At 70.1% G+C, this 22,399-nt stretch carries 20 protein-coding genes; 5 read left to right on the top strand and 15 right to left on the bottom strand.

What is annotated here, in order from left to right:
* Nucleotides 1–26: 26 nt before the first annotated feature.
* Together PO78_RS03890 and PO78_RS03885 are read right to left on the bottom strand one after the other, a co-directional pair.
* Nucleotides 27–1,223, bottom strand: a complete 1,197-nt coding sequence (locus tag PO78_RS03890; RefSeq protein ID WP_043742125.1) for an FIST signal transduction protein — start codon at nt 1,221–1,223, stop codon at nt 27–29.
* Entirely contained in the window at nt 1,220–2,122 is a 903-nt protein-coding gene (locus PO78_RS03885) for an alpha/beta fold hydrolase (RefSeq protein ID WP_012584447.1), read from the bottom strand. Before PO78_RS03885 ends, PO78_RS03890 begins: the two co-directional genes overlap by 4 nt.
* A gap of 94 nt (nt 2,123–2,216) precedes the next feature.
* On the opposite strand from PO78_RS03885, the gene PO78_RS03880 reads away from it, so the two are divergent.
* From PO78_RS03880 to PO78_RS03870, 3 genes are read left to right on the top strand one after another with little or no spacing between them, the layout of a single operon-like run.
* Nucleotides 2,217–3,029 (top strand): 2'-5' RNA ligase family protein, encoded by an 813-nt coding sequence (locus PO78_RS03880; RefSeq protein ID WP_043742118.1) that lies wholly within the window; start codon nt 2,217–2,219, stop codon nt 3,027–3,029.
* Nucleotides 3,026–3,655 (top strand): chromate transporter, encoded by a 630-nt coding sequence (locus tag PO78_RS03875; RefSeq protein ID WP_043742116.1) that lies wholly within the window; start codon nt 3,026–3,028, stop codon nt 3,653–3,655. Before PO78_RS03880 ends, PO78_RS03875 begins: the two co-directional genes overlap by 4 nt.
* Nucleotides 3,652–4,200 (top strand): chromate transporter, encoded by a 549-nt coding sequence (locus tag PO78_RS03870; protein ID WP_043742113.1) that lies wholly within the window; start codon nt 3,652–3,654, stop codon nt 4,198–4,200. Before PO78_RS03875 ends, PO78_RS03870 begins: the two co-directional genes overlap by 4 nt.
* A gap of 19 nt (nt 4,201–4,219) precedes the next feature.
* Here the strand turns inward: PO78_RS03870 and PO78_RS03865 are convergent, their stop codons facing one another.
* The 3 genes from PO78_RS03865 to PO78_RS03855 all read right to left on the bottom strand — a co-directional run bounded on the left by PO78_RS03865 (nt 4,220) and on the right by PO78_RS03855 (nt 7,663).
* The gene (locus tag PO78_RS03865; RefSeq protein WP_043742110.1) at nt 4,220–4,603 is read right to left on the bottom strand and encodes a DUF1850 domain-containing protein; all 384 of its coding nucleotides are present in this window, start codon (nt 4,601–4,603) and stop codon (nt 4,220–4,222) included.
* A complete protein-coding gene (locus tag PO78_RS03860) occupies nt 4,603–6,636 on the bottom strand; it encodes a TRAP transporter permease (RefSeq protein WP_043742108.1) in 2,034 nt (677 codons plus the stop codon). Before PO78_RS03860 ends, PO78_RS03865 begins: the two co-directional genes overlap by 1 nt.
* Nucleotides 6,637–6,712: 76 nt before the next feature.
* On the bottom strand, nt 6,713–7,663 hold the full coding sequence (locus tag PO78_RS03855) for a TAXI family TRAP transporter solute-binding subunit (protein WP_052484353.1): 951 nt from the start codon (nt 7,661–7,663) through the stop codon (nt 6,713–6,715).
* Nucleotides 7,664–7,937: 274 nt separating this feature from the next.
* Here PO78_RS03855 and PO78_RS03850 point away from each other — a divergent pair, with 274 nt between their 5' ends.
* The gene (locus PO78_RS03850) at nt 7,938–9,050 is read left to right on the top strand and encodes an NAD(P)/FAD-dependent oxidoreductase (protein WP_043742105.1); all 1,113 of its coding nucleotides are present in this window, start codon (nt 7,938–7,940) and stop codon (nt 9,048–9,050) included.
* A gap of 37 nt (nt 9,051–9,087) precedes the next feature.
* Here the strand turns inward: PO78_RS03850 and gabT are convergent, their stop codons facing one another.
* The 6 genes from gabT to PO78_RS03820 all read right to left on the bottom strand — a co-directional run bounded on the left by gabT (nt 9,088) and on the right by PO78_RS03820 (nt 16,427).
* Nucleotides 9,088–10,389, bottom strand: coding sequence for a 4-aminobutyrate--2-oxoglutarate transaminase (gene gabT, locus PO78_RS03845; RefSeq protein WP_043742103.1), 1,302 nt, complete (start codon nt 10,387–10,389; stop codon nt 9,088–9,090).
* A 38-nt stretch (nt 10,390–10,427) separates the two neighbouring features.
* On the bottom strand, nt 10,428–11,888 hold the full coding sequence (gene gabD / locus PO78_RS03840) for an NADP-dependent succinate-semialdehyde dehydrogenase (RefSeq protein ID WP_043742100.1): 1,461 nt from the start codon (nt 11,886–11,888) through the stop codon (nt 10,428–10,430).
* A 76-nt stretch (nt 11,889–11,964) separates the two neighbouring features.
* Nucleotides 11,965–12,789 carry an ABC transporter permease gene (locus PO78_RS03835; protein WP_004314498.1) on the bottom strand — a complete coding sequence of 275 codons (825 nt, stop codon included), beginning with the start codon at nt 12,787–12,789 and terminating at the stop codon, nt 11,965–11,967.
* Between the two features lie 11 nt (nt 12,790–12,800).
* Nucleotides 12,801–14,075, bottom strand: coding sequence for an ABC transporter permease (locus PO78_RS03830; RefSeq protein ID WP_012584440.1), 1,275 nt, complete (start codon nt 14,073–14,075; stop codon nt 12,801–12,803).
* Nucleotides 14,076–14,192: 117 nt separating this feature from the next.
* Complete coding sequence (locus tag PO78_RS03825) at nt 14,193–15,233, bottom strand: ABC transporter substrate-binding protein (RefSeq protein WP_043742098.1); 1,041 nt, start codon at nt 15,231–15,233, stop codon at nt 14,193–14,195.
* Nucleotides 15,234–15,320: 87 nt separating this feature from the next.
* On the bottom strand, nt 15,321–16,427 hold the full coding sequence (locus PO78_RS03820) for an ABC transporter ATP-binding protein (RefSeq protein ID WP_043742097.1): 1,107 nt from the start codon (nt 16,425–16,427) through the stop codon (nt 15,321–15,323).
* Between the two features lie 120 nt (nt 16,428–16,547).
* Between PO78_RS03820 and pdxR the strand changes: the two genes are divergently transcribed.
* Nucleotides 16,548–18,032: a MocR-like pyridoxine biosynthesis transcription factor PdxR gene (pdxR, locus tag PO78_RS03815; protein ID WP_004308175.1), complete on the top strand. Its 1,485-nt coding sequence runs from the start codon at nt 16,548–16,550 to the stop codon at nt 18,030–18,032.
* A gap of 74 nt (nt 18,033–18,106) precedes the next feature.
* Here the strand turns inward: pdxR and PO78_RS03810 are convergent, their stop codons facing one another.
* Genes PO78_RS03810 through PO78_RS03795 form a run of 4 tightly spaced genes read right to left on the bottom strand, consistent with a single transcriptional unit; the run spans nt 18,107 to nt 22,260 of the window.
* Entirely contained in the window at nt 18,107–19,039 is a 933-nt protein-coding gene (locus PO78_RS03810; RefSeq protein WP_043742094.1) for an electron transfer flavoprotein subunit alpha/FixB family protein, read from the bottom strand.
* Nucleotides 19,040–19,041: 2 nt separating this feature from the next.
* The gene (locus PO78_RS03805; RefSeq protein WP_012584435.1) at nt 19,042–19,791 is read right to left on the bottom strand and encodes an electron transfer flavoprotein subunit beta/FixA family protein; all 750 of its coding nucleotides are present in this window, start codon (nt 19,789–19,791) and stop codon (nt 19,042–19,044) included.
* A gap of 40 nt (nt 19,792–19,831) precedes the next feature.
* Nucleotides 19,832–21,055: a CaiB/BaiF CoA transferase family protein gene (locus PO78_RS03800; protein WP_043742092.1), complete on the bottom strand. Its 1,224-nt coding sequence runs from the start codon at nt 21,053–21,055 to the stop codon at nt 19,832–19,834.
* A 17-nt stretch (nt 21,056–21,072) separates the two neighbouring features.
* A complete protein-coding gene (locus PO78_RS03795) occupies nt 21,073–22,260 on the bottom strand; it encodes an acyl-CoA dehydrogenase (RefSeq protein ID WP_004321123.1) in 1,188 nt (395 codons plus the stop codon).
* Nucleotides 22,261–22,399 lie beyond the last annotated feature (139 nt).

Here is a 22,399-nt window from a genome sequence, read left to right as displayed (position 1 = left end):
CCTCGTGAAGATCCCGACGGGCGGCGTCAGCGCGGCGCGGCGAACACGGTGAGCACCCCGGTGTAGCCGTAGAGGCGGCTGTGGGCGATCTCGCCGCCGGCGAAGAAGCCCGCCAGCGCCACGTCGCCGAGCACGTCGCGGATCAGCTCGAGCTCGGCCGCCGGACGGCCGAAGTGCGGGCCACCGCGGCCCGAGCAGCTCACATACACCGCGCCGAGCGCGACACGGTCGCTGTCCACCAGCTCGTCGCGAATCTCGCGCGCCACGCGGCGCAGGTCGGCGAGCGCCGCCGCAGGGTCGCGCCGGCAGAAGATCAGCCAGGCGCCCTGCTCCACCTCGTCGCCGATCGCCACCACGCCGGCACGTGGATCGAGGCCGATGATGTTGCGCACCAGCATGTCGGCACCGAAGGCGGCGGGGGCGACGAGCTCCACGTCCGCCCCCGGATGCAGCCCGACCAGGGTGTTCGACAAGGCTTCGGCGACCGGCTCCAGCGCCATGTCGGGCGGCAGGCCGAGATCCTCCATCACGCAGTCGAGCGCACCGCGACCGTCCAGTGTGATGACGAAGTTGTCCCGCGCGCGGCTCACCAGCCGCCGCGGCCCGATCGGCTGGCAGCCCTGGGTGACGCGCGAGACGACGCCGACCTCGGCGGAGAAGGCCACCCCCGACAGGCCGCCGCCGTCGAACACACCGTCGGCGATCTGCACGCTGCGCCCACGCGAGGCGGTCAACCCGCCGAACAGGTAACCGCTCGCGGTGCGCTCGGCGAGTTCGGGCAGCAGCTCCTGCAGGTCCGGGGTGCGGCCGTCGGCGTGCACCAGCGCGGTGTGCGGGTGGAAGTCCTCGGCATCCGCACGCAGTGGCTGCACCCCCGAGAACACGCGGAAGGCGCGCCGCGGCAGGGGTGCGAGCATCAGCGCGAGCGCCGGCTCGTCGAAGTGCTCGGCACCGGTCGCGGCCACCCCGATGCCCACAGTGCCGACCCAATGCACGCCGGGCAGGCGGCGCTGCAACTCGGCGACGATCTCGTCGGCGTCGGCGGCGAAGCGGTCGCTCAGGTAGCAGAAGCCGAGGGTATATTCGGGCAGCCCGTCCCGCCCCGCATGGTCATGGCCTCCCGCGGCGCGCAGGTCGAGCAGCAGGGCGTCGAGCGCGCGTGCGAGCGCCACCCGCCAGTCGGCGTGGGCGGCATGTCCGGCAGCGAAGCGGGTCGGGTTCATGGGATCTCCCGGTCGAGGAACGCCTCCAGCTCGGCCGCCACCACCTCGGGCTGGTCGTGCTGCAGATTGTGGCCGCAATCGGCCACGGTGACGACGCGGGCATCGGCGAAGCAGTCGATGCGGCGCTGGAGTTCCTCCGGCTCGTCGCCGAAGCGGTCATGCACATAGCCCTCGGCGGAGACCAGCATCAGCACCGGGGCACGCACACGCCGCCAGCACGCCATCGCGTCCTCGATGCGGTAGACCGCGGGCGAGGGGATTTTGTGCCAGGGATCGCCGGCGATCTCGACCTGTCCGTCGGCACGCACGCGACCGAGGTGGCGGCAGAGGAACTCCGCACGCGCCGGGGTGAGGCGCGGATTGACCGCGCGCAGGCGTTCCGCGAGCGCGGCCCGGTCGGCGTAGATGCGGGCAGGCGGCGGTGCGAGCTGGGCGTCGAGCCAGCGCCCGAGCTGCTGCGGCGCATCGACGTCGGCCGGCGCCTTGAGCCCGATGAAGTCGAGCATCGCCAGCCGCGCCACGCGCTGCGGGCGCAGACCGGCGTAGATGCCGGCGATGTTGGCGCCCATGCTGTGGCCGACCAGGCGCACCGGGCCAGCGGGCGCGTAGTGGGCGAGCAGGGCCTCGAGGTCGGCGTAGTAGTCGGGAAACCAGTAGGGGCGGTGCAGCCAGGTGGTCTCGCCGTAGCCGCGCCAGTCGGGGGCGATCAGCTGCCAGTCGTGACGCAACGCATCGACGACGAACTGGAAGGTGGCGGACGTATCCATCCAGCCATGCAGCAGGAAGACCTTCGGCGCGTCGGCCGGGCCCCAGCGGCGCACGTTGTATTCGAGGCCGCGGATGGCGACGCGTTCGGTGGAGGAGGGCTCGAGGACGGTGTAGTGCATGCGGGCGGGCATCTTTTCCGGGACAATCACGCTTCCATTCTAGCCGTCGATTCCATCCCGCCACCGTCCGTCGGGCATCCCCCGCCCCGCCACCCCGCGCTCCCGCATGACCGATCCCGCCACGCTGCGCCGGCGCTTTCTCGCCGAGGCGCAGACCCTTCGCAACGAACGCCGCGACTTCCACGAGTGGCATCGCGGCCGGCCGCACTACCTGCTGTGGGCGATCGACGTCGACCTGCCGGCGGTGCGCGCGCGCGTGGTCGCCGCGCAGCGCGCGCTCGACGGGCTGCTGCTCGACGGCTACCGCCGCCAGCCGCACATCACCCTGGCCCTTTGCGGCTTTCCGGCACAGGGCGCGGAGCCGGCGGCGGACGAGTTCGACCACGCCTGGCTGCAGGCCCGCGTCGAGGCGCTGGCGGCGGCGCGGATCAAGCCCTTCACGCTCACCATCGGCGGCCTGGAGAGCTTCTCGTCGGCGCCCTTCCTGCATGTCGACGGCGCCCTCGGTGCGCTGGCCGCATTGCGCGCCTGCCTGCACACGGACACGCCGCACCCGCAGGGCGAGTACGTGCCGCACGTGACCGTCGGCCTGTACGCCGACACGCTGCCCACCGCCGCGGTCGCAGCGCGCTTCGACCGCTTCACGCCCGCCGCTCCGCTGCAATGCAGGATCGACCGCCTCAGCCTGATGGGCTACGTCGCCGCCGAGATTGGTGGCGCCTTGTTCACCGTGGCGGAGTGGGATCTCGCCACACGGCGCCTGCACTGGCGGGACGCCGTGCCCGCCGTCGCGCCGCTCTTCGCCCCCGGCGCACAGGATGACGGCGGCCGGGACGATGGCGCCCAGGTAGAGGCGAGCCATGACGCCGCGGACCAGGCCCCCACGCCGGCGGCGGGCCGCCATCCGGAGATTCCATGAGCACACCTTCCCCCGACGTCGCGCCGCCCCAGGCCGCAGGCAATCGTCCCGCCTCGCCCTTCGCGCTCTTCATCGCCTTCAGCGTGCTCGCGCTGCAAGGCTTCGGCGGCGTGCTCGCGGTCGCGCAGCGCGAGCTGGTCGACCGCCGCGGCTGGCTCGATCGCGCAGAGTTCGTCGAGCTGTATTCGATCGCGCAGATGCTGCCCGGGCCCAACGTGGTCAACCTGTCGCTGATGATCGGTGACCGCTACTTCGGCTGGCGTGGCGCGCTCGCGGCCATCACCGGCATGCTGCTCGCCCCCTTCCTGATCGTGATCGCGCTCGCCGCGAGCTACGAGCGCCTGGCGGAGTTCCCTGCGGTCGCCGGCGCGCTGCGCGGCATGGGCGCGGTGGCGGCGGGGCTGATCCTGGCGATGGCCTTCAAGATGCTCGGCACCTTGCGCGGCAACCTGCTCGGCCCCTGGCTTTGCGCGCTGCTCGGCCTCGCCAGCCTGGTGGCGATCGCGGTGTTCCGCCTGCCGCTGGCGTGGATCGTGATCGGCCTCGGCCTGCTCGCCTGGGGCCTGGCGCGCTGGCGGGTGGCGGTGCTGGACGCGCGCACCGCAAGCGGGGAGGACACGCGATGAACACGCTGCCGGCGGGCGAGCTGCTCGCCCTCTTCCTGCACTTCCTGACCCTGTCGCTGCTGTCGATCGGTGGCGCGATGTCGACCGCACCCGAGATGCAGCGCTACTTCGTCGTCGAGCGCGGCTGGATCGGCGAGGCCGACTTCACCACCGCGATCGCGCTCGCCCAGGCGGCGCCGGGGCCCAACGTGCTGTTCGTGCCGGTGCTCGGCTTCCAGGCCGCCGGCCTGGCCGGCGCGGCGGCGGCCCTGGTGGGGATCCTGCTGCCCTCGACGCTGCTCTCGCTCGGGGTCAGCCGCTGGGGCGCGAGCCGCCGCGACACGCCGCTGGTGCGCGCCTTCACCGCCGGGCTCGCGCCGGTCACCGTGGGCCTGGTGTTCGCCACCGGCTGGCTGCTCGCCCTGCCCTTCCTCGGCGACCCGACGCACCGCAACGGCGCGCTCGTGCTGATCGCGCTGACCGCACTGGTGACGCTGAAGACGAAACTGGCGCCGATCTGGATGATCGTGGTCGGCGCGGTGCTGGGGGCCGCGGGCATCGCCTGAGCAGCGCGGCACGAGCGGCTCAGGGCGCAGCCGAGCCGCCCGGACAGGCGCGCAGCTCGGTGACGTCGCCATCGGAGGCGATCAGCGCCGCCAAGGGCACACAGGGACCACCCTCCTCGCACCACTCGTAATCGGCGGTGTAGGGCGAGCGCGTAAGGCGCAGCACGGCGTGGCGGCTGCGCGGCTGCCAGACCCAGGCGCCGTCGCGCAGCACCGCGCCCTCCGCCGGCTCCATGCCTGCACCGTGGCCGCGCACGCGCACGCGCTCGAGCACCAGCCCCCCGTGTTCCACCCGCCACGCCTCCTCCCAGCGCACGCGCTCGATCGAGTGCGTCCACGCCAGGGTGAAGGCGTCTGCGGCGACCACCGCGGCAGCGACGCTGGTGGCGAGGCAGACCGCCATCAGACGGTGAGCGCCTGTGTGTCGCGCGAGCGCCAGATATGCCAGCCCAGCACCAGCGCAGCCAGGCCGAAGCCGAGCTCGTCGGTGATCGGCAGCGCAACCACCAGCATGGACGCGGCGACGAAGGCGAGCACGCGCTCGAGCGGGTTCATCGGCGAGCGGAAGTAGCCGACCACCGCCGTACCCCACAGCGTGACGGCGAGCAGGGCCTTGAAGACCACGTACAGCGTCGCCTCGAAGCCCTTGTCGCCCTGCAGCATGAGCTCGGGCGCATACACCGCCATGTAGGGCACGATGAAACCGGCGATGGCGATCTGCACCGCGCGCACGCCGATCTTCAGCCCGCTCTCCTTGGCGATCGGCGCCGCGGCGAAGGCGGCGAGCGCGACCGGCGGGGTGAGGTCGGCCATGATCCCGAAATAGAACACGAACATGTGCGAGACGATCAGCGGCACGCCGAGCTCGAGCAGCGCGGGCGCGGCGATCGAGCTGGTGATGATGTAGTTCGGGATGGTCGGGATGCCCATCCCGAGCACCAGGCAGGTGAGCATGGTGAGCAGCAGCGAGACGAACAGGCTGTCGTCGCCGATCTGGATGATGTAGCCGGCGAAGGCGGTGGCGCCGCCGGTCAGGGTCAGCGAGCCGATGATCACGCCCACCAGCGCGCAGGCCACGCCCACCGGCAGCGCGTGCAGCGCGCCGTCCACCAGCGCCCTCACCGCCAGGCGCAGGGTGTGGCGGCCATCGGCGCGCGGCGCGAGCAGCACCGCGAGCACCGCCACCACCGCGACCACCGAGATGATCCCGACCTTGGCGAAGGCCGAGCAGGCCAGGCCGAGCACGATCCAGAACAGCAGGCGCAGCGAGGTGCCGTTGAGATGGCGCGCCAGGCTGCTGCCGAACAGCAGCACCACGGTCAGCGCCAGGCCCACCATGCCGGCGAACATCGGCGTGAAGCCGGCGAAGAGCAGGTAGACCAGGCCGACGAGCGGCAGCAGCAGGTACCAGCGCGCGCGGATCGCCACCCACGGGTCGGGGCACTCCTCCTTCGGCAGCCCCTTCAGCCCGGCGCGGCCGGCCTCGAGGTGGACCATCCAGAACACGGTGAAGAAGTACAGCATGGCGGGGATCGCCGCCGCCTTGGCGATCTCGACGTAGGGCACGTTGATCGTCTCGGCCATGATGAAGGCCACCGCACCCATCACCGGCGGCATGATCTGCCCGCCCATCGAGCTGGTGGCCTCGACCGCGCCGGCGAAGGCCGGCGTGTAGCCGAACTTCTTCATCAGCGGGATGGTGAACTGGCCGGTGGTGACCACATTGGCCACCCCCGAGCCGTTGATCGTGCCCATCAGGCCGGACGACACCACTGCGACCTTGGCCGGGCCGCCCTTGGTGTGGCCTACGGTGCCGAGGGCGAAGTTGGTGAACAGGTCGATCATGCCCGCCTGCTCGAGGAAGGCGCCGAACAGGATGAACAGGAAGATGTAGGACGAGGACACGTAGGTCGGCGTGCCGTAGATCCCCTCGGTGCCGAAGGCGAGCTGGCCCACCACCTGGTCCAGCCCATAGCCGCGGTGGGCGAGCTCGCCCGGGAGGTACTCGCCGAACAGGGCGTAGGCGAGGAAGCCGAGACAGATCAGCGGCAGCGCCAGCCCCATGATGCGGCGCGCAGCCTCGAACACCAGCACCAGCGTGACGACGCCCACCACCATGTCGGCCTGGGTGAGCTCACCGGCACGCTGCACGAGGTCGGCCTCGTAGATCCAGTGATAGCCCGACAGCAGCAGCGCGCCGAAGCCGATGACCTTGGTCGCCAGGCTGGTGCGCCCCTGCCCGCCCTGCACAGGATGGAGCAGGAAGGTCAGCAGCAGCAGGAAACCGACGTGCAGCGCGCGCACGACGGTGCTCGACAGCGGGCTGAAGGCCGAGGTGACGAGCTGGAAGACCGAGAACAGGCTCGCGCTGTAGAAGACGACGCGCAGCATGCCCTTGCCGGCGACGGCGACAGGCGAATCGACGGAGGAGCTCATGGCAGTTCCGGAGAGGGAAGCGGGGCACGGCCCGCCCAGGCGCGGCGATGCGCACCCGGGCGGCGGGCGAGAGGGCTTACTGGATCAGGCCCTTCTCGCGATAGAACTTCTCCGCACCCGGATGGAGCGGGATCGGCAGGCCTTCGACCGCCTTCTCGAGCTTGATCTGGCGGCCGGCGGAGTGCGAGTTGCCCAGCCGCTCGAGGTTGTCGAAGAGGCCCTTGGTCATCTGGTAGGCGACCTCGTTCGAGACCTTGTCGTTGGTCACGAGCAGGTTGTTGATCGCCACCGTCGGCACCTCGGCGGCCTGGCCCTCGTAGGTGTTGGCCGGGACCGCGGCCGCACGGTAGGCGGGGTCGCCCACCTTGGCCACCACCTCGGCCGGCACCGGCACGAAGTTGACCTTCACCGCCGCCGACAGGTCGCGCAGCGCCGCCACGCCGAGGCCGGCCGACTGCAGGGTGACGTCGATCTGACGGTTCTTCATCAGCTCGACCGATTCGCCGAAGGGCAGGTATTCGACCTTGGCGAAGTCCGCGTAGGAGAGGCCCGCGGCCTTCAGGATGGCACGCGCGTTGATCTCCGTTCCCGAGCGCGGCGCGCCGACCGAGATGCGCTTGCCCTTGAGGTCGGCGAGCGTCTTCACGTCGGCGTCGGCCAGTGCGACGATCTGGATGTAGTTGGGGTAGACCGAGGCGATCGCGCGCAGCTTTTCGAGCGGCTTGGTGAAGCCCGCGTCGGCGTTGCCCTTCCAGGCGTCGGACACCGAGTCGGCGAGCGAGAAGCCGATCTCGCCGCGGCCGGCCTGCAGCAGGTTGAGGTTCTCCGCGGAGGCCTTGGTGGCCTGCACCTGGACCTTGCTGTCGGGGATGATCTCGCCGTAGATCTGCGACAGGGTGACGCCGAGCGGGTAGTACACCCCGCTGGTGCCGCCGGTCAGCACGTTCACGAAGGTGGCGGCCGTGGCCGCGGTGGTCATGGCGACGAACACGGTGCCGAGGGCACACTTGCGGATCAGGGACTTCATCGATGACTCCTCCTTGGAATAAATATCGATTATCTGCCCATCGATGGACAGCCACACTTTAACAACACCCCCACCCCCAGCGCACCACCATGGTGCTCGGCGTTTTCCCTGATAGGCGAACCTCGCCGGCTGCCGCTTGCGCTCGTCGAATCCCCTGCAATTGCGGCCCCTCAGGGCCTCCCCCTCTTCCGCGCGACGCCGGCGATCTGCTACAACAGCCGCTCCGCAACCCTTCCGGCCAGCGCGCGCACACGCGTCCAGCCATCCCAGCCCCATGGAAACCGTCGATACCGTCGTGATCGGCGCCGGCGTGGTCGGCCTCGCCTGCGCATACAGCCTCGCCCGCGACGGACGCGAGGTGGTGGTGATCGAGCGCGAGACCGCCTTCGGCACCGGCATCAGCGCCCGCAACAGCGAGGTGATCCACGCCGGGCTGTACTACCCGCCCGGCTCGCTCAAGGCCCGCCTGTGCGTGGAGGGCCGCCACCGCCTTTACGCCTGGTGCGCGCAGCACGGCGTCAGCCACGCCCGCTGCGGCAAGCTGGTGGTCGCCAGCGCCGCGGCGCAGGCGCCGGCCCTGCAGGCGATCGCCGAGCGCGCGCGCGCCAACGGCGTGGACGACCTGCGCCGGATCGACGCCGCCGAGCTCACCGCGCTCGAGCCTGCGCTCGCCGGCCTCGGCGCGCTGCTGTCGCCCTCGACCGGCATCGTCGACAGCCACGGCCTGATGCGGTCGCTGCTCGGCGAGGCCGAGCGCCATGGCGCGATGCTGGCGCTCGGCAGCCCGGTGCTGGAGGGCCGCGCGGAGGCCGACGGCATCGTGCTGCGCATCGGAGGCGAGGCCGCCACCGCGCTGAAGGCAAAGCGGGTGGTGAACGCCGCGGGGCTGGATGCGCCGGCGCTCGGGCGCGCGATCCTGGCTCCGGCCTCTGCGCAGGCGCCTCAGGCGCATTACGCGCGCGGGGTGTATTTCAGCTACGCGGGCAAGGCGCCGTTCTCGCGCCTGATCTACCCGATCCCGGAGCCGGGCGGGCTGGGCGTGCACCTGACCCTGGATCTGGGCGGACAGGCGAAGTTCGGTCCCGACGTGGAGTGGATCGCCGCGCCGGACTACACCGTGGATCCAACGCGCGTGGAGCGTTTCGCCGGCGCGATCCGGCGCTGGTGGCCGGACCTGGACGCGCAGCGGCTGCAGCCGGGCTATGCCGGCGTGCGCCCGAAGATCGTCGGCCCCGGCGAGCCCGACGCCGACTTCCGCATCGACGGCCCGTCGGCGCATGGCACGCCGGGGCTGGTGCATCTCTACGGCATCGAATCGCCCGGCCTCACCGCGGCGCTCGCGATCGGCGAGCACGTCGCGGCGCTGCTCGCGGCCGAGGGGCGCTGACTCCGCAGCGCTCCCCGGCGCACAGGTCCGACCCCGATCAGGCCGCGGCGTCCATCGCCGCGGCGAGGAGGTCGAGGCCTTCGTCGAGCACCGCCTGCTCGATGGTGAGCGGCACCATCAGGCGCAGCACGTTGCCGTAGCTGCCGCAGGACAGCAGCAACAGGCCGCGCTGCAGCGCCGCGGCGATCACCGCCTTGGCGATCTCCGGCGCCGGACGCGCATGGTCGCCATCGTGGAAGAACTCCACCGCCACCATCGCGCCCAGGCCGCGCACGTCGCCGATGCACTTGTGGCGCGCCGCCATGTCGCGCAGGCGGCGCTGCATGTGCTCGCCGATCGCGAGCGCGCGCTCGCACAGCTTCTCCTCTTCCATCACGTCGAGCACGGCGAGCGCGGCGGCGCAGGCCATCGGCGCGCCGGCATAGGTGCTGCCGAGGCCGCCCGGGGCGAGCGCGTCCATGACCTCGGCACGGCCCACCACCGCCGCGACCGGGAAGCCGCCGCCGAGGCCCTTGGCCAGGGTGATGATGTCGGGCACCACGCCGCTGTGTTCGACCGCGAACATCTTGCCGCAGCGGCCGATGCCGGACTGGATCTCGTCGGCGATCAGCAGAATGCCGTGCTTGTCGGCGAGCGCGCGCAGGCGCTGCAGGAACTCGGCGGGCGCGGGGTAGTAGCCACCCTCGCCCTGCACCGGCTCGACGATGAAGGCGGCGACGCGACGCGCCTCGATGTCGTTCTTGAACAGCAGCTCGATGCCGTGGATGGCGTCCTCCACGCTGATGCCGTGCAACGCGCAGGGATAGGGGGCATGGTAGATCTCGCCAGGGAAGGGGCCGACGCCGAGCTTGTAGGGGTCGACCTTGCCGGTGAGGCCGAGCGCGAGCAGCGTGCGGCCGTGGAACGCGCCGTTGAAGGCGATCACGCCCGGGCGGCCGGTGAAGGCGCGCGCGATCTTGACCGCGTTCTCGACCGCCTCGGCGCCGGTGCTCACCAGCATGGTCTTCTTCGCCGCATCGCCCGGGGCGAGCGCGTTGAGGCGCTCGGCCAGGCGCAGGTAGCCGTCGTAGGCCACGACCTGGAAGCAGGTGTGGCTGAAGTGGGTGAGCTGCGCCTGCGCCGCGGCGACCACGCGCGGGTGGCAGTGACCGGTGTTGACCACGGCGATGCCGGCGACGAAATCGATGAAGCGGCGGCCTTCGACGTCCCACACCTCGGCATTGAGGGCCTTGGTGGCGAACAGCGGGTGGGCCTGGCCCACGCCGCGCGGCAGCGCGGCGGCGCGACGGGCCATGAAGTCGGCGTTGTGCAGGCCGGGGGGGATGGTGTTGGCGTTCATGGGTGTCTCCTGTCGATTCGCTTGGGGGGGACGGCGGCTCACTGCACGCCGCCCATGCACAGATACTTGACCTCGAGGTAGTCCTCGATGCCGTACTTGGAACCTTCGCGGCCGAGGCCGGAGGACTTCATGCCGCCGAAGGGCGCGACCTCGGTCGAGATGATTCCGGTGTTGATGCCGACGATGCCGTACTCGAGCGCCTCGGCGACGCGCCACACGCGGTTCATCGAGTTGGCGAAGAAATAGGCGGCGAGGCCGAACTCGGTGTCGTTGGCCATGCGGATCGCCTCGGCCTCGTCCTTGAAGCGGAACAGCGGCGCCACCGGGCCGAAGGTCTCCTCGCGCGCCACCTTCATCGCCGGGGTCACGTCGGCCAGGATGGTGGGCTCGAAGAAGCTGCCGCCGAGCGCGTGGCGCTTGCCGCCGGCGAGCACGCGCGCGCCCTTCTCCACCGCGTCGGCGATGTGCTCCTCGACCTTGGCCACCGCGTTCATGTCGATCAGCGGGCCCTGGGTGCTGCCCTCGGCGAGGCCGTTGCCCACCTTCAGGCGCGCCACCGCGGCGGCGAGCCTGGCGGCGAAGGCGTCGTACACACCGTCCTGCACCAGCAGGCGGTTGGCGCACACGCAGGTCTGGCCGGTGTTGCGGTATTTGGAAGCGATCGCGCCCTCGACCGCGGCGTCGAGGTCGGCATCGTCGAAGACGATGAAGGGCGCATTGCCGCCGAGCTCGAGCGAGAGCTTCTTGACGCTCGGCGCGCACTGCGACATCAGCTTGACGCCGATCTCGGTGGAGCCGGTGAAGGTGAGCTTGCGCACGATCGGGTTGGCGGTGAGCTCGCCGCCGATCTCGGCCGCGCCGCCGGTGAGCACGCTGAACACGCCCTTGGGAATCCCCGCGCGCTCGGCGAGCACCGCCAGCGCGAGCGCCGAGTACGGCGTCTGCGTGGCGGGCTTGAGCACCATCGTGCATCCGGCCGCGAGCGCCGGGCCGGCCTTGCGCGTGATCATCGCCGCGGGGAAGTTCCACGGCGTGATCGCCGCGCACACCCCGATCGGCTCCTTGGTGACGACGATGCGCTTGTCGGGCTGGTGGCCGGGGATCACGTCGCCGTAGATGCGCTTGCCTTCCTCGGCGAACCACTCGATGAAGGAGGCGGCGTAGAGCACCTCGCCGCGCGCCTCGGCGAGCGGCTTGCCCTGCTCGCTGGTCATCAGCACGGCGAGGTCTTCCTGGTTGGCGAGGATGAGCTCGAACCAGCGCCGCAGGATCTTCGCGCGCGCGCCGGCGGTCAGCGCACGCCACGCCGGCCATGCGGCGTTGGCGGCCGCGATGGCGCGCCGGGTCTCGGCCGCGCCCATGCGCGGGATGGTGCCGAGCACCTCGCCCGTGGCCGGGTTGCGGATGCTCGTGGTGGCGCCGTCGTCGGCGTCGATCCACTGCCCATCGACATGGCAGCGGGTGCGGAAGAGGTCGGGATCTTTCAGGTTCAGGCTCATGGTCGGGGTCCGTCGGGTGGTCGGGGGAAAGCTTGGGTTCTTGGAGTCGGTGCCGGGGGTGGCGCGAGCGCGGCGCTCAGCGGCGCGCGCCACGCATGCGCTCGGCGCGCCGGCGCAACCATTCGAGCGTCATCAGCATCAGCGTCGACAGCACGATCAGGATGGTCGCGACTGCCGCGATGGTCGGGCTGATGTTCTCGCGGATGCCGGCGAACATCTGCCGCGGCAGCGTCGCCTGCTCGGGGCTGGCGAGGAAGAGCGTGACCACGACCTCGTCGAAGGAGGTGGCGAAGGCGAACAGGCCGCCCGAGATGATCCCGGGCGCGACCATCGGCAGGGTGACGCGGAAGAAGGTGGTGAGCGGGTTGGCGCCAAGGCTGGAGGCCGCGCGCACCAGGTTGAAGTCGAAGCCCTGCAGCGTCGCGGTCACCGTGGTGACGACGAAGGGCACGCCGAGGATGGCATGCGCCAGCACCAGGCCGGTGTAGCTGCCGGTGAGGCCGAGCGGGGCGAAGAAGATGTACATCGCCACGCCGATCACCACCACCGGCACCACCATCGGCGAGATCAGCACCGCGGTGAGCAGCGCCTTGCCGGGAAAATCGGCGCGCACCAGGCCGATCGAGGCCAGCGTGCCGAGCACCATCGCCAGCAGGGTGGCGAGCGGCGACACGATCAGGCTGTTCATCAGCGCCTGGCGCCAGGCCGGCGAGGTGGCGAACTCCTCGTACCAGCGCAGCGAGAAGCCCGACATCGGGTACATCAGGAAGCTGTCGGCGTTGAAGGACAGCGGCACGATGACCAGGATGGGCAGGAACAGGAAGGCCAGGATCAGCCCGACCAGCCCGCGCATGCCGTAATACCATGCCCGTTCCACGGGCGAAGCGTAGGGTTGCAGCATCGTCGTCGTCCTCAGCGCGCCTTCATGTACTTGACCCGGGTCGGCCCGAGATAGCGGGCATAGACCATGTACAGCAGCAGGGTCGCCGCCAGCAGCACCGCGGAAAGCGCGGCGGCCATGCCCCAGTTGATCGTCTGGTTGGTGTAGAAGGCGATGAAGTAGCTCAGCATCTGCTCCTTCGGACCGCCGAGCAGCGCGGGCGTGATGTAGTAGCCCATGCACATGATGAACACGAGCAGGCCGCCGGCGCCGATGCCGGGCAGGGTCTGCGGGAAGTAGATCTTCCAGAAGCTGCGGAAGGGCGGGCAGCCGAGCGAGAGCGCGGCGCGCACATACACCGGCGAGATGCCCTTCATCACCGAGTACAGCGGCAGCACCATGAAGGGCAGCAGGATGTGGACCATCGCCACATACACGCCGAAGCGGTTGAAGAGGAGCTGGAGCGGGCTGTCGGTGAGGCCGAGCCACATCAGCAGGCGGTTCACCAGGCCCTCGTTCTGCAGCAGCACGATCCACGCCGCCACCCGCACCAGCACCGAGGTCCAGAACGGCAGCAGCACGAAGACCATCAGCATGTTGCTGTGGCGGGTGGACAGATTCGCCATCAGGTAGGCCACCGGGAAGCCGAGCACCAGGCAGCACACGGTCACGACCAGGCTCATCCAGAAGGTGCGCAGCAGCACGTCCACATAGATGCGCTCGTCCGCGGGGGCGGCGACGATGTTGCCGTCGGCGTCGATCGTGCGGTCGATCGCGGCGAGCAGGTAGAACGGCGTCAGCGCGCCGCCGGCGCGGTGGATCGCCTGCCAGGTGGCGAGCTCGCCCCACTGCGCGTCGATCGCCAGCAGCGCCTCGCGCGCCGGCACGGCAGGATCGAGCGGCAGCTTGCGCGCGGTCTTCATGACCAGGCTGCGGTAGCCGGCGTCCTCGCGGTTCAGGCGCTTGGCGATCGCGGCGATCGCCGGCGAGCCCTTGGCCGCGGCGAGCTCGTCGGCGAGCGCGCGGAAGGCGGCCTCGGCCGGTGGCGCGCGACCGTCCCAGTCCTCGAGCGCGGCCAGCGTGCGCGGCAGGTTGTCGTGGATCTCGGGGTTATCGACACCGATCGTCAGCAGCGAGCCGATCGGCCAGATGAAGGCCACCAGCACCACCAGCGCGAGCGGCAGGATCAGGGCGCCGAAGAGCAGGTTGCGGCGGCGCTCGGCGCGGCGCAGGCGCTTCTTCAGCGGCGTGCCATTGCCCTCGGCGGGCAAGGGAACGGCAGCGGAGGTGTCGACGGCAGTGCTCATGGACGAGTCCGTTCGGGCAGATGGAGACGGTGGCCGCGCGTTGCGGCCGCCAGCGCGGGCCGGACGCCCGCGGCGGCACGGGCATGCCCGCGCACGGGCATGCGACGAAGGCAGCGCTCAGCGCGCGGCCCAGGCGTTGAAGCGCTGCTCGAGGTTCTCGCCGTGCTCGACCCAGAACTCGGTATCGGTCGCCATCGCGCCCTTCATGTTCGCGGGCGCAGTCGGCAGGCCCGCGGCGACCTTGGCGTCGATCGCCGGCACCGCCTTCAGGTTGACCGGGCCGTAGGCGATCTCGCCCGAGAACACCGCCTGGTTCTCCGGCTGGCTGGCGAAGCGGATGAACTTGAGCGCCTCCGCCTTGTTCGGCGAGCCCTTGGGGATGGTCCACGAATCGACGTCGTAGATGCTGCCGTTCCACACCACCTTCAGGTTCTTGCCTTCGACCTGCGCGGCGGAGATGCGGCCGTTGTAGGCGGCGCTCATGACCAGGTCGCCCGAGGCGAGCAGCTGCGGCGGCTGCGCGCCGGCCTCCCACCACTGGATGTTGGCCTTGAGCTTGTCGAGCTTGGCGAAGGCGCGGTCGACACCGGCCGGGGTGGCGAGCACCTTGTAGACCTCGCTCGTCGGCACGCCATCGGCGAGCAGGGCGAACTCGAGGGTGTACTTCGCGCCCTTGCGCAGCCCGCGCTTGCCGGGGAATTTGTCTACGTTCCAGAAGTCCGCCCAGGACGTCGGCGCCTCCTTGAGGCGGTCGGCGTTGTAGGCGAGCGCGGTCGACCACACGAAGATGCCGACACCGCATTCGCTCACGGCGGCAGGGACGAAATCGGCCTTGTCGCCCACCTGCGCGAAGTCGATCTTCTCGAACAGGCCTTCCTCGCAGCCGCGCACCAGCTCGGGCGACTCGACCTCGAGCACGTCCCAGGTCACGTTGCCGGCCTCGACCATGGCCTTCACCTTGGCCTGCTCGCCGTTGTACTCGCCGGCGACGACCTTGACCCCGGTGGCCTTGGTGAAGGGCGCGTAGTAGGCCTTGTCCTGCGCCTTCTGCGAGGCGCCGCCGAAGGAGATGACGGTGATGTCGGCCGATGCGGTGCCGACGGCGCCCCCGAGGGCGACGAGGACGGCGGCGCGAAGGAAGGATGCGGCGTGCTTCATGATGTGTCTCCGGTTCTGGTTATGTGGGTGCTGCGGGTGAAGACCGGCGGCCGGCCGGGACTGCGGATGCGGCGGTGGGCGGATGCCTCAGTGCGCCGCGGGCACGTCGAGCGCCCGCGTGTGCGCCGGATCGAGCCCGACGCGGATCGCGTCGCCGGGGCGCAGCGAGCGGTCGAGCTGCGAGACCGGCGCCTTGATGGTGAATTCGTGCTTGCCGGCGAGTTCGATGCGCAGGCGGATCTGGTCGCCGAGATAGATCAGCTCGCGCACGGTGGCGTCGAGCCGGTTGGTGCCGCCCTCCTCCCCGGCGAGCCGCACGCGCTCCGGGCGCACCGCGATGCGGGTGCGGCCGCCGGCGCCGACGTTGCCGGTGCGCGCGCGCAGCAGCGTGCCGCAGTCCAGGCGCACGTCGCACTCCTCGCCCGCCACCGCGACCACGGTGCCGTCGAGCGCGTTGTTCTCGCCGATGAAGTCGGCGACGAAGGAGTTCGCGGGGTATTCGTACAGGGTCTCGGGGGCGTCGATCTGCTGGATGACCCCCTGGTTGAACACCGCGATGCGGTCCGACATGGTCAGCGCCTCGCTCTGGTCGTGGGTGACGAACACCACCGTGATGCCGAGGTTCTGCTGGATGTGCTTGATCTCGAGCTGCATGCGCTCGCGCAGGTTCTTGTCGAGCGCGCCGAGCGGCTCGTCCATCAGCACCAGCTGGGGATCGAACACGAGCGCGCGGGCGAGCGCGATGCGCTGCTGCTGGCCGCCGGAGAGCTGCTGCGGGTAGCGGTTGCCGAAGGCCTCGAGCTGCACCATGCCGAGCGCGCGCTTCACCCGCGCCTCGACCTCGTTCGCCGCCAGCTTGCGCACGCGCAGCGGGAAGCGCAGGTTGTCGGCCACCGTCATGTGCGGAAACAGCGCATAGTTCTGGAACACCATGCCGATGTTGCGGCGGTAGGGCGGCACCCGGTTGATGACCTCGCCGTCGAGGCGGATCTCGCCGCCGGTGGGCGTCTCGAAGCCGGCGAGCATCATCAGGCAGGTGGTCTTGCCCGAACCGGACGGCCCGAGCAGGGTGAGGAACTCGCCGCGGCGAATGTCGAGATTCAGGTCCCGCACGATGAGGGTTTCGCCGTCGTAGGTCTTCTGGACGTTGCGAAAGCTGACGTGGGCTGCCTGGCTGTTGTGGACCGCTTCCATCTGTCTCCGTCTCCTGCAAGGGGCGCTGTGCGCTCTGGCGATCGAATCCTAGGCCACGAATTGGCCCAGGCTTGATCCAATTACTTATAATTTAATAGAACCAATTTTTGCTGCACTGCAATGGATTGCCGACTCAGCTGCGAGCTCATCGCCCACGCTTATGCGGAACAGGCGCCCTCGTCCAGCGCCCGCGCGCGCCTCTACCTCGCCATCCGCGAGGCCATCATCGCGCGCCGCCTCGCCCCCGGCACCGCGCTGCCGCCCACCCGCACCCTGGCGGCGGATCTGGCCTTGGGGCGCAACACCGTGGTGCGGGTGTACGACCAGCTCATCGTCGAGGGCTACCTGGACAGCCGGGTGGGCTCGGGCACCTTCGTCTCCGACGCCGTGGCCGCTACCGCGCCGCAGCAAAAACCGCGGCGGATGGTCGGCGCGCGCAGCGAGGGATTGTCGAAAAGGGGGTGCCGGATCGCCGCCGATGCGCTGTCGAGCCGCGTGCAGGCGGGCGCATTCATGCCCGGCTTCCCGGACGTCACCCATTTTCCCTTCGCCACCTGGCGCAAGCTGGTCGCCAAGCAGATGCGGCTCGAGCAGCGCCACCTCGCACAGTACGGCTACGGCGGCTACGGGCCGCTGAAGCTGGTGCTCGCCGAATACCTGCGCGTGACCCGCATGATGTCGTGCAGCCCGCAGCAGATCCTGATCCTGAACGGCTCGCACCAGGCGCTCGACCTGTGCGCGCGCATGCTCGCCGACGTCGGCGACGTGGCGTGGATGGAGGATCCGGGCTACTGGGGGGCACGCAACGTGCTGTCCGCCTGCGATCTCGCCATCCACCCGGTGCCGGTGGACGCGCAGGGCATCCATCCGCAGGCCGAGGACTGGGACCATCCGCCGCGCCTGATCTTCGTGTCGCCCTCGAGCCAGTACCCGACCGGGGCGGTGATGTCGCTCGAACGCCGGCTCCGCCTGCTCGAATACGCCGAGAAGAACCGCATCTGGATCATCGAGGACGACTACGACAACGAGATCCGCTACCACGACCACCCGGTGGCCTCGCTGTTCGGCCTGTCGGCGGCGCAACGGGTGATCTACGTCGGCACCTTCAGCAAGGTGATGTATCCCGGCCTGCGCCTGGCCTACCTGGTGGTGCCGGAGGATCTCGTCGAGGCCTTCACCACCGGCAACGCCGAGCTCTACCGCGAGGGCCGCATGCTCGAGCAGGCGGCGCTGGCCGAGTTCATCGACGGCGGCCATTTCACCACCCATATCCGCCGCATGCGCGGCATCTACGAGGAGCGCCGCGACCGCCTCATCGAGGTGCTGCGGCGCCACCTCGCCGGCATCGCCACGCCGGCCGGCGGCCTCGCCGGCCTGCACATCCCGGTCCACTTCGAGCGCCCGCTCGACGACGTGCTGCTCTCATCGCAGGCGCTGCGCGAGGGCGTGGTGATGCGGCCGCTGTCGCTCTACGCGATCGACGCCGCCAACCGGCGCCCCGGCATGAACCTCGGCTTCGCGGCGGTCCCGGTGGAGCAGATCGAGGCCCCGGCACTCAAGCTGGTGCGGCTGATCCACGGTCTCCTGCCGACAGGAAGCCGCTGAACGCGGACGAAAAAAATGCGGCCGCCGGTCGAAACGGACCGGACGAGCCGCAGAGGGGGAGAGGCGGGTAGGACTCAGGCCGCCGCAACGAGCGCGGGGACTGCGTCGAAAAGGTCGGCCACGAGGCCGTAGTCGGCGACCTGGAAGATCGGCGCTTCGGGATCCTTGTTGATCGCCACGATCACCTTGGAGTCCTTCATGCCGGCCAGGTGCTGGATCGCGCCCGAGATGCCGACCGCGATGTAGAGCTGCGGCGCGACGATCTTGCCGGTCTGGCCGACCTGGTAGTCGTTGGGCACGTAGCCCGCGTCCACCGCCGCGCGCGAGGCGCCGAGCGCGGCGCCGAGCTTGTCGGCGAGCGGCTCGAGCAGCTTGTGGTAGTTGTCGCCGCTGCCCAGGCCGCGACCGCCGGAGACGATGACCTTGGCCGCGCCCAGTTCGGGGCGCGCGCTCTTGACGATCTCGCGACCGACCAGCGCGGTCACGCCCAGGTCGGCCGCCGCCGCGACCGCCTCCACCGGCGCGGCGTTGCCGCCGGCTTCGGCCGCGTCGAACGCGGTGGTGCGCACGGTGATCAGCTTGATCGCGTCGGCGCTCTTGACGGTGGCGAGCGCGTTGCCGGCGTAGATCGGGCGCACGAAGGTGTCGGCGGACTCGACCGCGACGATGTCGCTGATCTGCGCCACATCCAGCAGCGCGGCCACGCGCGGCAGCATGTTCTTGCCCGCCGGCGTCGCCGGCGCGAGCACGTGGCTGTAGCCGCCCGCCAGACCCTTGACCAGCTCGGCGACGTTCTCCGCGGTCTGCGCCTCGTACTGCGGCGCGTCGCACACCCGCACCTTGGCGACGCCGGCGACCTTCGCCGCCGCATCGGCCGCGGCTGCGCAACCGGCGCCGGCCACCAGCACATGGACGTCGCCGCCCAGCTTCGCGGCCGCGCTCACGGTGTTGAGCGTGGCCGCCTTGATCGATTGATTGTCGTGTTCGGCAATGACGAGAATGGCCATGTTCAGATCACCTTCGCAACGTTCTTGAGTTTGTCGATCAGCTGGGCCACGTCGGCCACGCGCTCGCCGGCGCTGCGCTTGGGCGGCTCGGCGACCTTGAGCGTGGCCAGACGCGGCGCGACATCCACGCCCAGGTCGGCCGGCTTCACGGTGTCGAGCGGCTTCTTCTTGGCCTTCATGATGTTGGGCAGCGTCGCGTAGCGCGGCTCGTTCAGGCGCAGGTCGGTGGTCACCACCGCCGGCAGCTTCACCGACAGGGTCTCGAGGCCGCCGTCGATCTCGCGCGTCACCGCGGCTTTCCCGTCGGCCAGCGTCACCTTGGACGCGAAGGTCGCCTGCGGCCAGCCCGCCAGCGCCGCCAGCATCTGGCCGGTCTGGTTGGCGTCGTCGTCGATCGCCTGCTTGCCGCAGATCACCAGCTGCGGCTGCTCCTTGTCGCACACCGCCTTCAGGAGCTTGGCCACCGCCAGCGGCTGCAGCTCGACGTCGGTCTCGACCAGGATGCCGCGGTCGGCACCGATCGCCATCGCCGCGCGCAGGGTCTCCTGGCAGGCGCCCACGCCGCACGACACCGCCACCACCTCGGTGGCCACGCCCGCTTCCTTCAGGCGCACCGCCTCCTCGACGGAGATCTCGTCGAAGGGGTTCATGCTCATCTTGACGTTGGCCAGGTCCACGCCGCTGCCGTCGGCCTTGACGCGAACCTTGACGTTGTAATCCACCACGCGCTTTACGGGTACGAGGATCTTCATGCTGTTCCCTTGTGTTCGTCTTCTGTGTTCTTGTTCCGGCTCAGACCACGCCGTCCGCACGCAGGCGGGCGATCGCCCCGGCATCGAGACCGAGCGTTGCGGCGAGGATCTCGTCGGTGTGCTCGCCGAGCATCGGCGGCGGCAGGCGGTAGTCCACCGGCGTGGCCGAGAGCTTCATCGGGCTGGCGACGAGCGGCAACTGGCCGGCGACCGGATGCGGCATCGTCACCTTCATCTCGCGCGCCTGCACCTGCGGGTCGGCGAAGACGTCGGCCAGGGTGTTGATCGGACCGCAGGGCACGGCGAGCGCCTCGAGCTTCGTGATCCACTCCGCGGTGCCGCGCTCGACGGTGAGCTTCTTCAGCAGCGGGATCAGCGTGGCGCGATTGACCACGCGCGCGCGGTTGGTGGCGAAGCGTTCGTCGGTCGCGAGCTGCGGCGCACCGGCGGCCGCGCAGAAGCGCGCGAACTGCCCGTCGTTGCCGATGGCGAGGATCATGTAGCCGTCGGCGGTCGGAAAATCCTGGTAGGGCACGATGTTGGGGTGCGCATTGCCCAGCCGCTTCGGGCTCTGCCCGGTGGCGAGGTAGTTGCCCGCCTGGTTGGCGAGGCAGGCCACCTGCACGTCGAGCAGTGCCATGTCGATGTACTGGCCTTCGCCGCTGCGCTCGCGCCAGGCCAGCGCGGCGAGCACGGCGTTGGTGGCGTACAGGCCGGTGAGGATGTCGGTGAGCGCCACGCCCACCTTCATCGGGCCACCGCCCTCCTCGCCGTCGGGCCGGCCGGTGATGCTCATCAGCCCGCCCAGGCCCTGGATCAGGAAGTCGTAGCCGGCGCGCGGCGCATACGGCCCGTCCTGGCCGAAGCCGGTGATCGAACAGTACACCAGGCGCGGATTGACCGCCTTCAGGCTGTCATAGTCGAGGCCGTACTGCGCCAGGCCGCCGACCTTGAAGTTCTCCAGCACCACGTCGGACTCGGCGGCGAGCCGGCGCACCAGCGCCTGGCCCTCGGCCTGGGTGATGTCGATGGTGATCGAGCGCTTGTTGCGGTTGGCGCACAGGTAATACGCCGCCACGTCGGTGTCGGCGCCCTGCTCGTCCTTGAGCCAGGGCGGCCCCCAGCCGCGGGTGTCGTCGCCGGCACCCGGACGCTCGACCTTGATCACGTCCGCGCCGAGATCGGCGAGCATCTGCCCGGCCCAGGGGCCGGCCAGAATGCGAGACAGGTCGAGGACGCGGATGTGCGACAGGGCGCCGGGCATCGGGGGTCTCCGGGGACTCAGTTGCTGAACGCGGCGAGGCCGGTGATGGCGCGGCCGAGGATCAGCGCATGCACGTCGTGGGTGCCCTCGTAGGTGTTGACCACCTCGAGGTTCACCAGGTGGCGGGCCACCGGGTACTCGTCCGAGATGCCGTTGCCGCCGAGCATGTCGCGCGCCATGCGGGCGATGTCGAGCGCCTTGCCGCAGGAGTTGCGCTTGATGATCGAGGTGATCTCGACCGGGGCGATGCCCTCGTCCTTCATGCGGCCCACGCGCAGCACCGCCTGCAGGCCGAGGGTGATCTCGGTCAGCATGTCGGCGAGCTTCTTCTGGATGAGCTGGTTGGCGGCGAGCGGACGGCCGAACTGGTTACGGTCCATCGTGTACTGGCGGGCGGTCTCGTAGCAGGCCTCGGCGGCGCCGAGCGCACCCCAGGCGATGCCGAAGCGCGCCGAGTTGAGGCAGGTGAAGGGGCCCTTGAGCCCGCGCACGGTCGGGAAGGCGTTCTCTTCCGGCACGAAGACCTCGTCCATGACGATCTCGCCGGTGATCGAGGCACGCAGGCCGACCTTGCCGTGGATGGCGGGCGCGGAGAGGCCCTTCCAGCCCTTCTCGAGGATGAAGCCGCGGATCTGGCCTTCGTCGTCCTTGGCCCACACCACGAACACGTCGGCGATCGGGCTGTTGGTGATCCACATCTTGCTGCCGGAGAGGCTGAAGCCGCCATCGACCTTGCGCGCACGGGTGATCATGGAGCCCGGGTCGGAGCCGTGGTTCGGCTCGGTGAGGCCGAAGCAGCCGATCCATTCGCCGGTGGCGAGCTTGGGCAGGTACTTCTGCTTCTGCGCCTCGGTACCGAATTCGTTGATCGGCACCATCACCAGCGAGCTCTGCACGCTCATCATCGAACGGTAGCCGGAGTCGACACGCTCGACCTCGCGGGCGATCAGGCCGTAGCACACGTAGTTGAGGCCGGAGCCGCCGTACTGCTCGGGGATGGTGGCGCCGAGCAGACCGAGTTCGCCCATCTCGCGGAAGATCGCGGCATCGGTCTTCTCGTGGCGGAAGGCCTCCTGCACGCGCGGCAGCAGCTTGTCCTGGCTGTAGGCGCGCGCCGTGTCGCGCACCATGCGCTCAGTCTCGGTCAGCTGCAGGTCGAGCAGCAGCGGGTCTTCCCAGTTGAAGCTAGCCTTGTTCGAAGCCATGTCGTGTCTCCTCGTGCGATCGGTCGTGCAGGCGGCTGCCTGTGTGTGATTCGCATCCTATGAACTCCGGAAGCGCAGCTCAAGCGATATTTCTGCAGTAATCTGTGCCTTTCCGGAACTCCGAAAGAAAATCTCGACC

The organism is Thauera sp. SWB20 (assembly GCF_000831325.1).
In the GTDB taxonomy this organism is placed as follows: domain Bacteria; phylum Pseudomonadota; class Gammaproteobacteria; order Burkholderiales; family Rhodocyclaceae; genus Thauera; species Thauera aminoaromatica.
Note: the sequence above shows the minus strand (reverse complement) of the source record. Positions and strands in the feature narration are given on the sequence as shown.

Excerpts from the sequence above, each read along its gene's own strand:
- PO78_RS03890 (WP_043742125.1), bottom strand. The coding sequence starts at position 1,223 with ATGAACCCGACCCGCTTCGCTGCCGGACATGCCGCCCACGCCGACTGG.
- PO78_RS03885 (WP_012584447.1), bottom strand. The coding sequence starts at position 2,122 with ATGCCCGCCCGCATGCACTACACCGTCCTCGAGCCCTCCTCCACCGAA.
- PO78_RS03880 (WP_043742118.1), top strand. The coding sequence starts at position 2,217 with ATGACCGATCCCGCCACGCTGCGCCGGCGCTTTCTCGCCGAGGCGCAG.
- PO78_RS03875 (WP_043742116.1), top strand. The coding sequence starts at position 3,026 with ATGAGCACACCTTCCCCCGACGTCGCGCCGCCCCAGGCCGCAGGCAAT.
- PO78_RS03870 (WP_043742113.1), top strand. The coding sequence starts at position 3,652 with ATGAACACGCTGCCGGCGGGCGAGCTGCTCGCCCTCTTCCTGCACTTC.
- PO78_RS03865 (WP_043742110.1), bottom strand. The coding sequence starts at position 4,603 with ATGGCGGTCTGCCTCGCCACCAGCGTCGCTGCCGCGGTGGTCGCCGCA.
- PO78_RS03860 (WP_043742108.1), bottom strand. The coding sequence starts at position 6,636 with ATGAGCTCCTCCGTCGATTCGCCTGTCGCCGTCGCCGGCAAGGGCATG.
- PO78_RS03855 (WP_052484353.1), bottom strand. The coding sequence starts at position 7,663 with ATGAAGTCCCTGATCCGCAAGTGTGCCCTCGGCACCGTGTTCGTCGCC.
- PO78_RS03850 (WP_043742105.1), top strand. The coding sequence starts at position 7,938 with ATGGAAACCGTCGATACCGTCGTGATCGGCGCCGGCGTGGTCGGCCTC.
- gabT (WP_043742103.1), bottom strand. The coding sequence starts at position 10,389 with ATGAACGCCAACACCATCCCCCCCGGCCTGCACAACGCCGACTTCATG.
- gabD (WP_043742100.1), bottom strand. The coding sequence starts at position 11,888 with ATGAGCCTGAACCTGAAAGATCCCGACCTCTTCCGCACCCGCTGCCAT.
- PO78_RS03835 (WP_004314498.1), bottom strand. The coding sequence starts at position 12,789 with ATGCTGCAACCCTACGCTTCGCCCGTGGAACGGGCATGGTATTACGGC.
- PO78_RS03830 (WP_012584440.1), bottom strand. The coding sequence starts at position 14,075 with ATGAGCACTGCCGTCGACACCTCCGCTGCCGTTCCCTTGCCCGCCGAG.
- PO78_RS03825 (WP_043742098.1), bottom strand. The coding sequence starts at position 15,233 with ATGAAGCACGCCGCATCCTTCCTTCGCGCCGCCGTCCTCGTCGCCCTC.
- PO78_RS03820 (WP_043742097.1), bottom strand. The coding sequence starts at position 16,427 with ATGGAAGCGGTCCACAACAGCCAGGCAGCCCACGTCAGCTTTCGCAAC.
- pdxR (WP_004308175.1), top strand. The coding sequence starts at position 16,548 with ATGGATTGCCGACTCAGCTGCGAGCTCATCGCCCACGCTTATGCGGAA.
- PO78_RS03810 (WP_043742094.1), bottom strand. The coding sequence starts at position 19,039 with ATGGCCATTCTCGTCATTGCCGAACACGACAATCAATCGATCAAGGCG.
- PO78_RS03805 (WP_012584435.1), bottom strand. The coding sequence starts at position 19,791 with ATGAAGATCCTCGTACCCGTAAAGCGCGTGGTGGATTACAACGTCAAG.
- PO78_RS03800 (WP_043742092.1), bottom strand. The coding sequence starts at position 21,055 with ATGCCCGGCGCCCTGTCGCACATCCGCGTCCTCGACCTGTCTCGCATT.
- PO78_RS03795 (WP_004321123.1), bottom strand. The coding sequence starts at position 22,260 with ATGGCTTCGAACAAGGCTAGCTTCAACTGGGAAGACCCGCTGCTGCTC.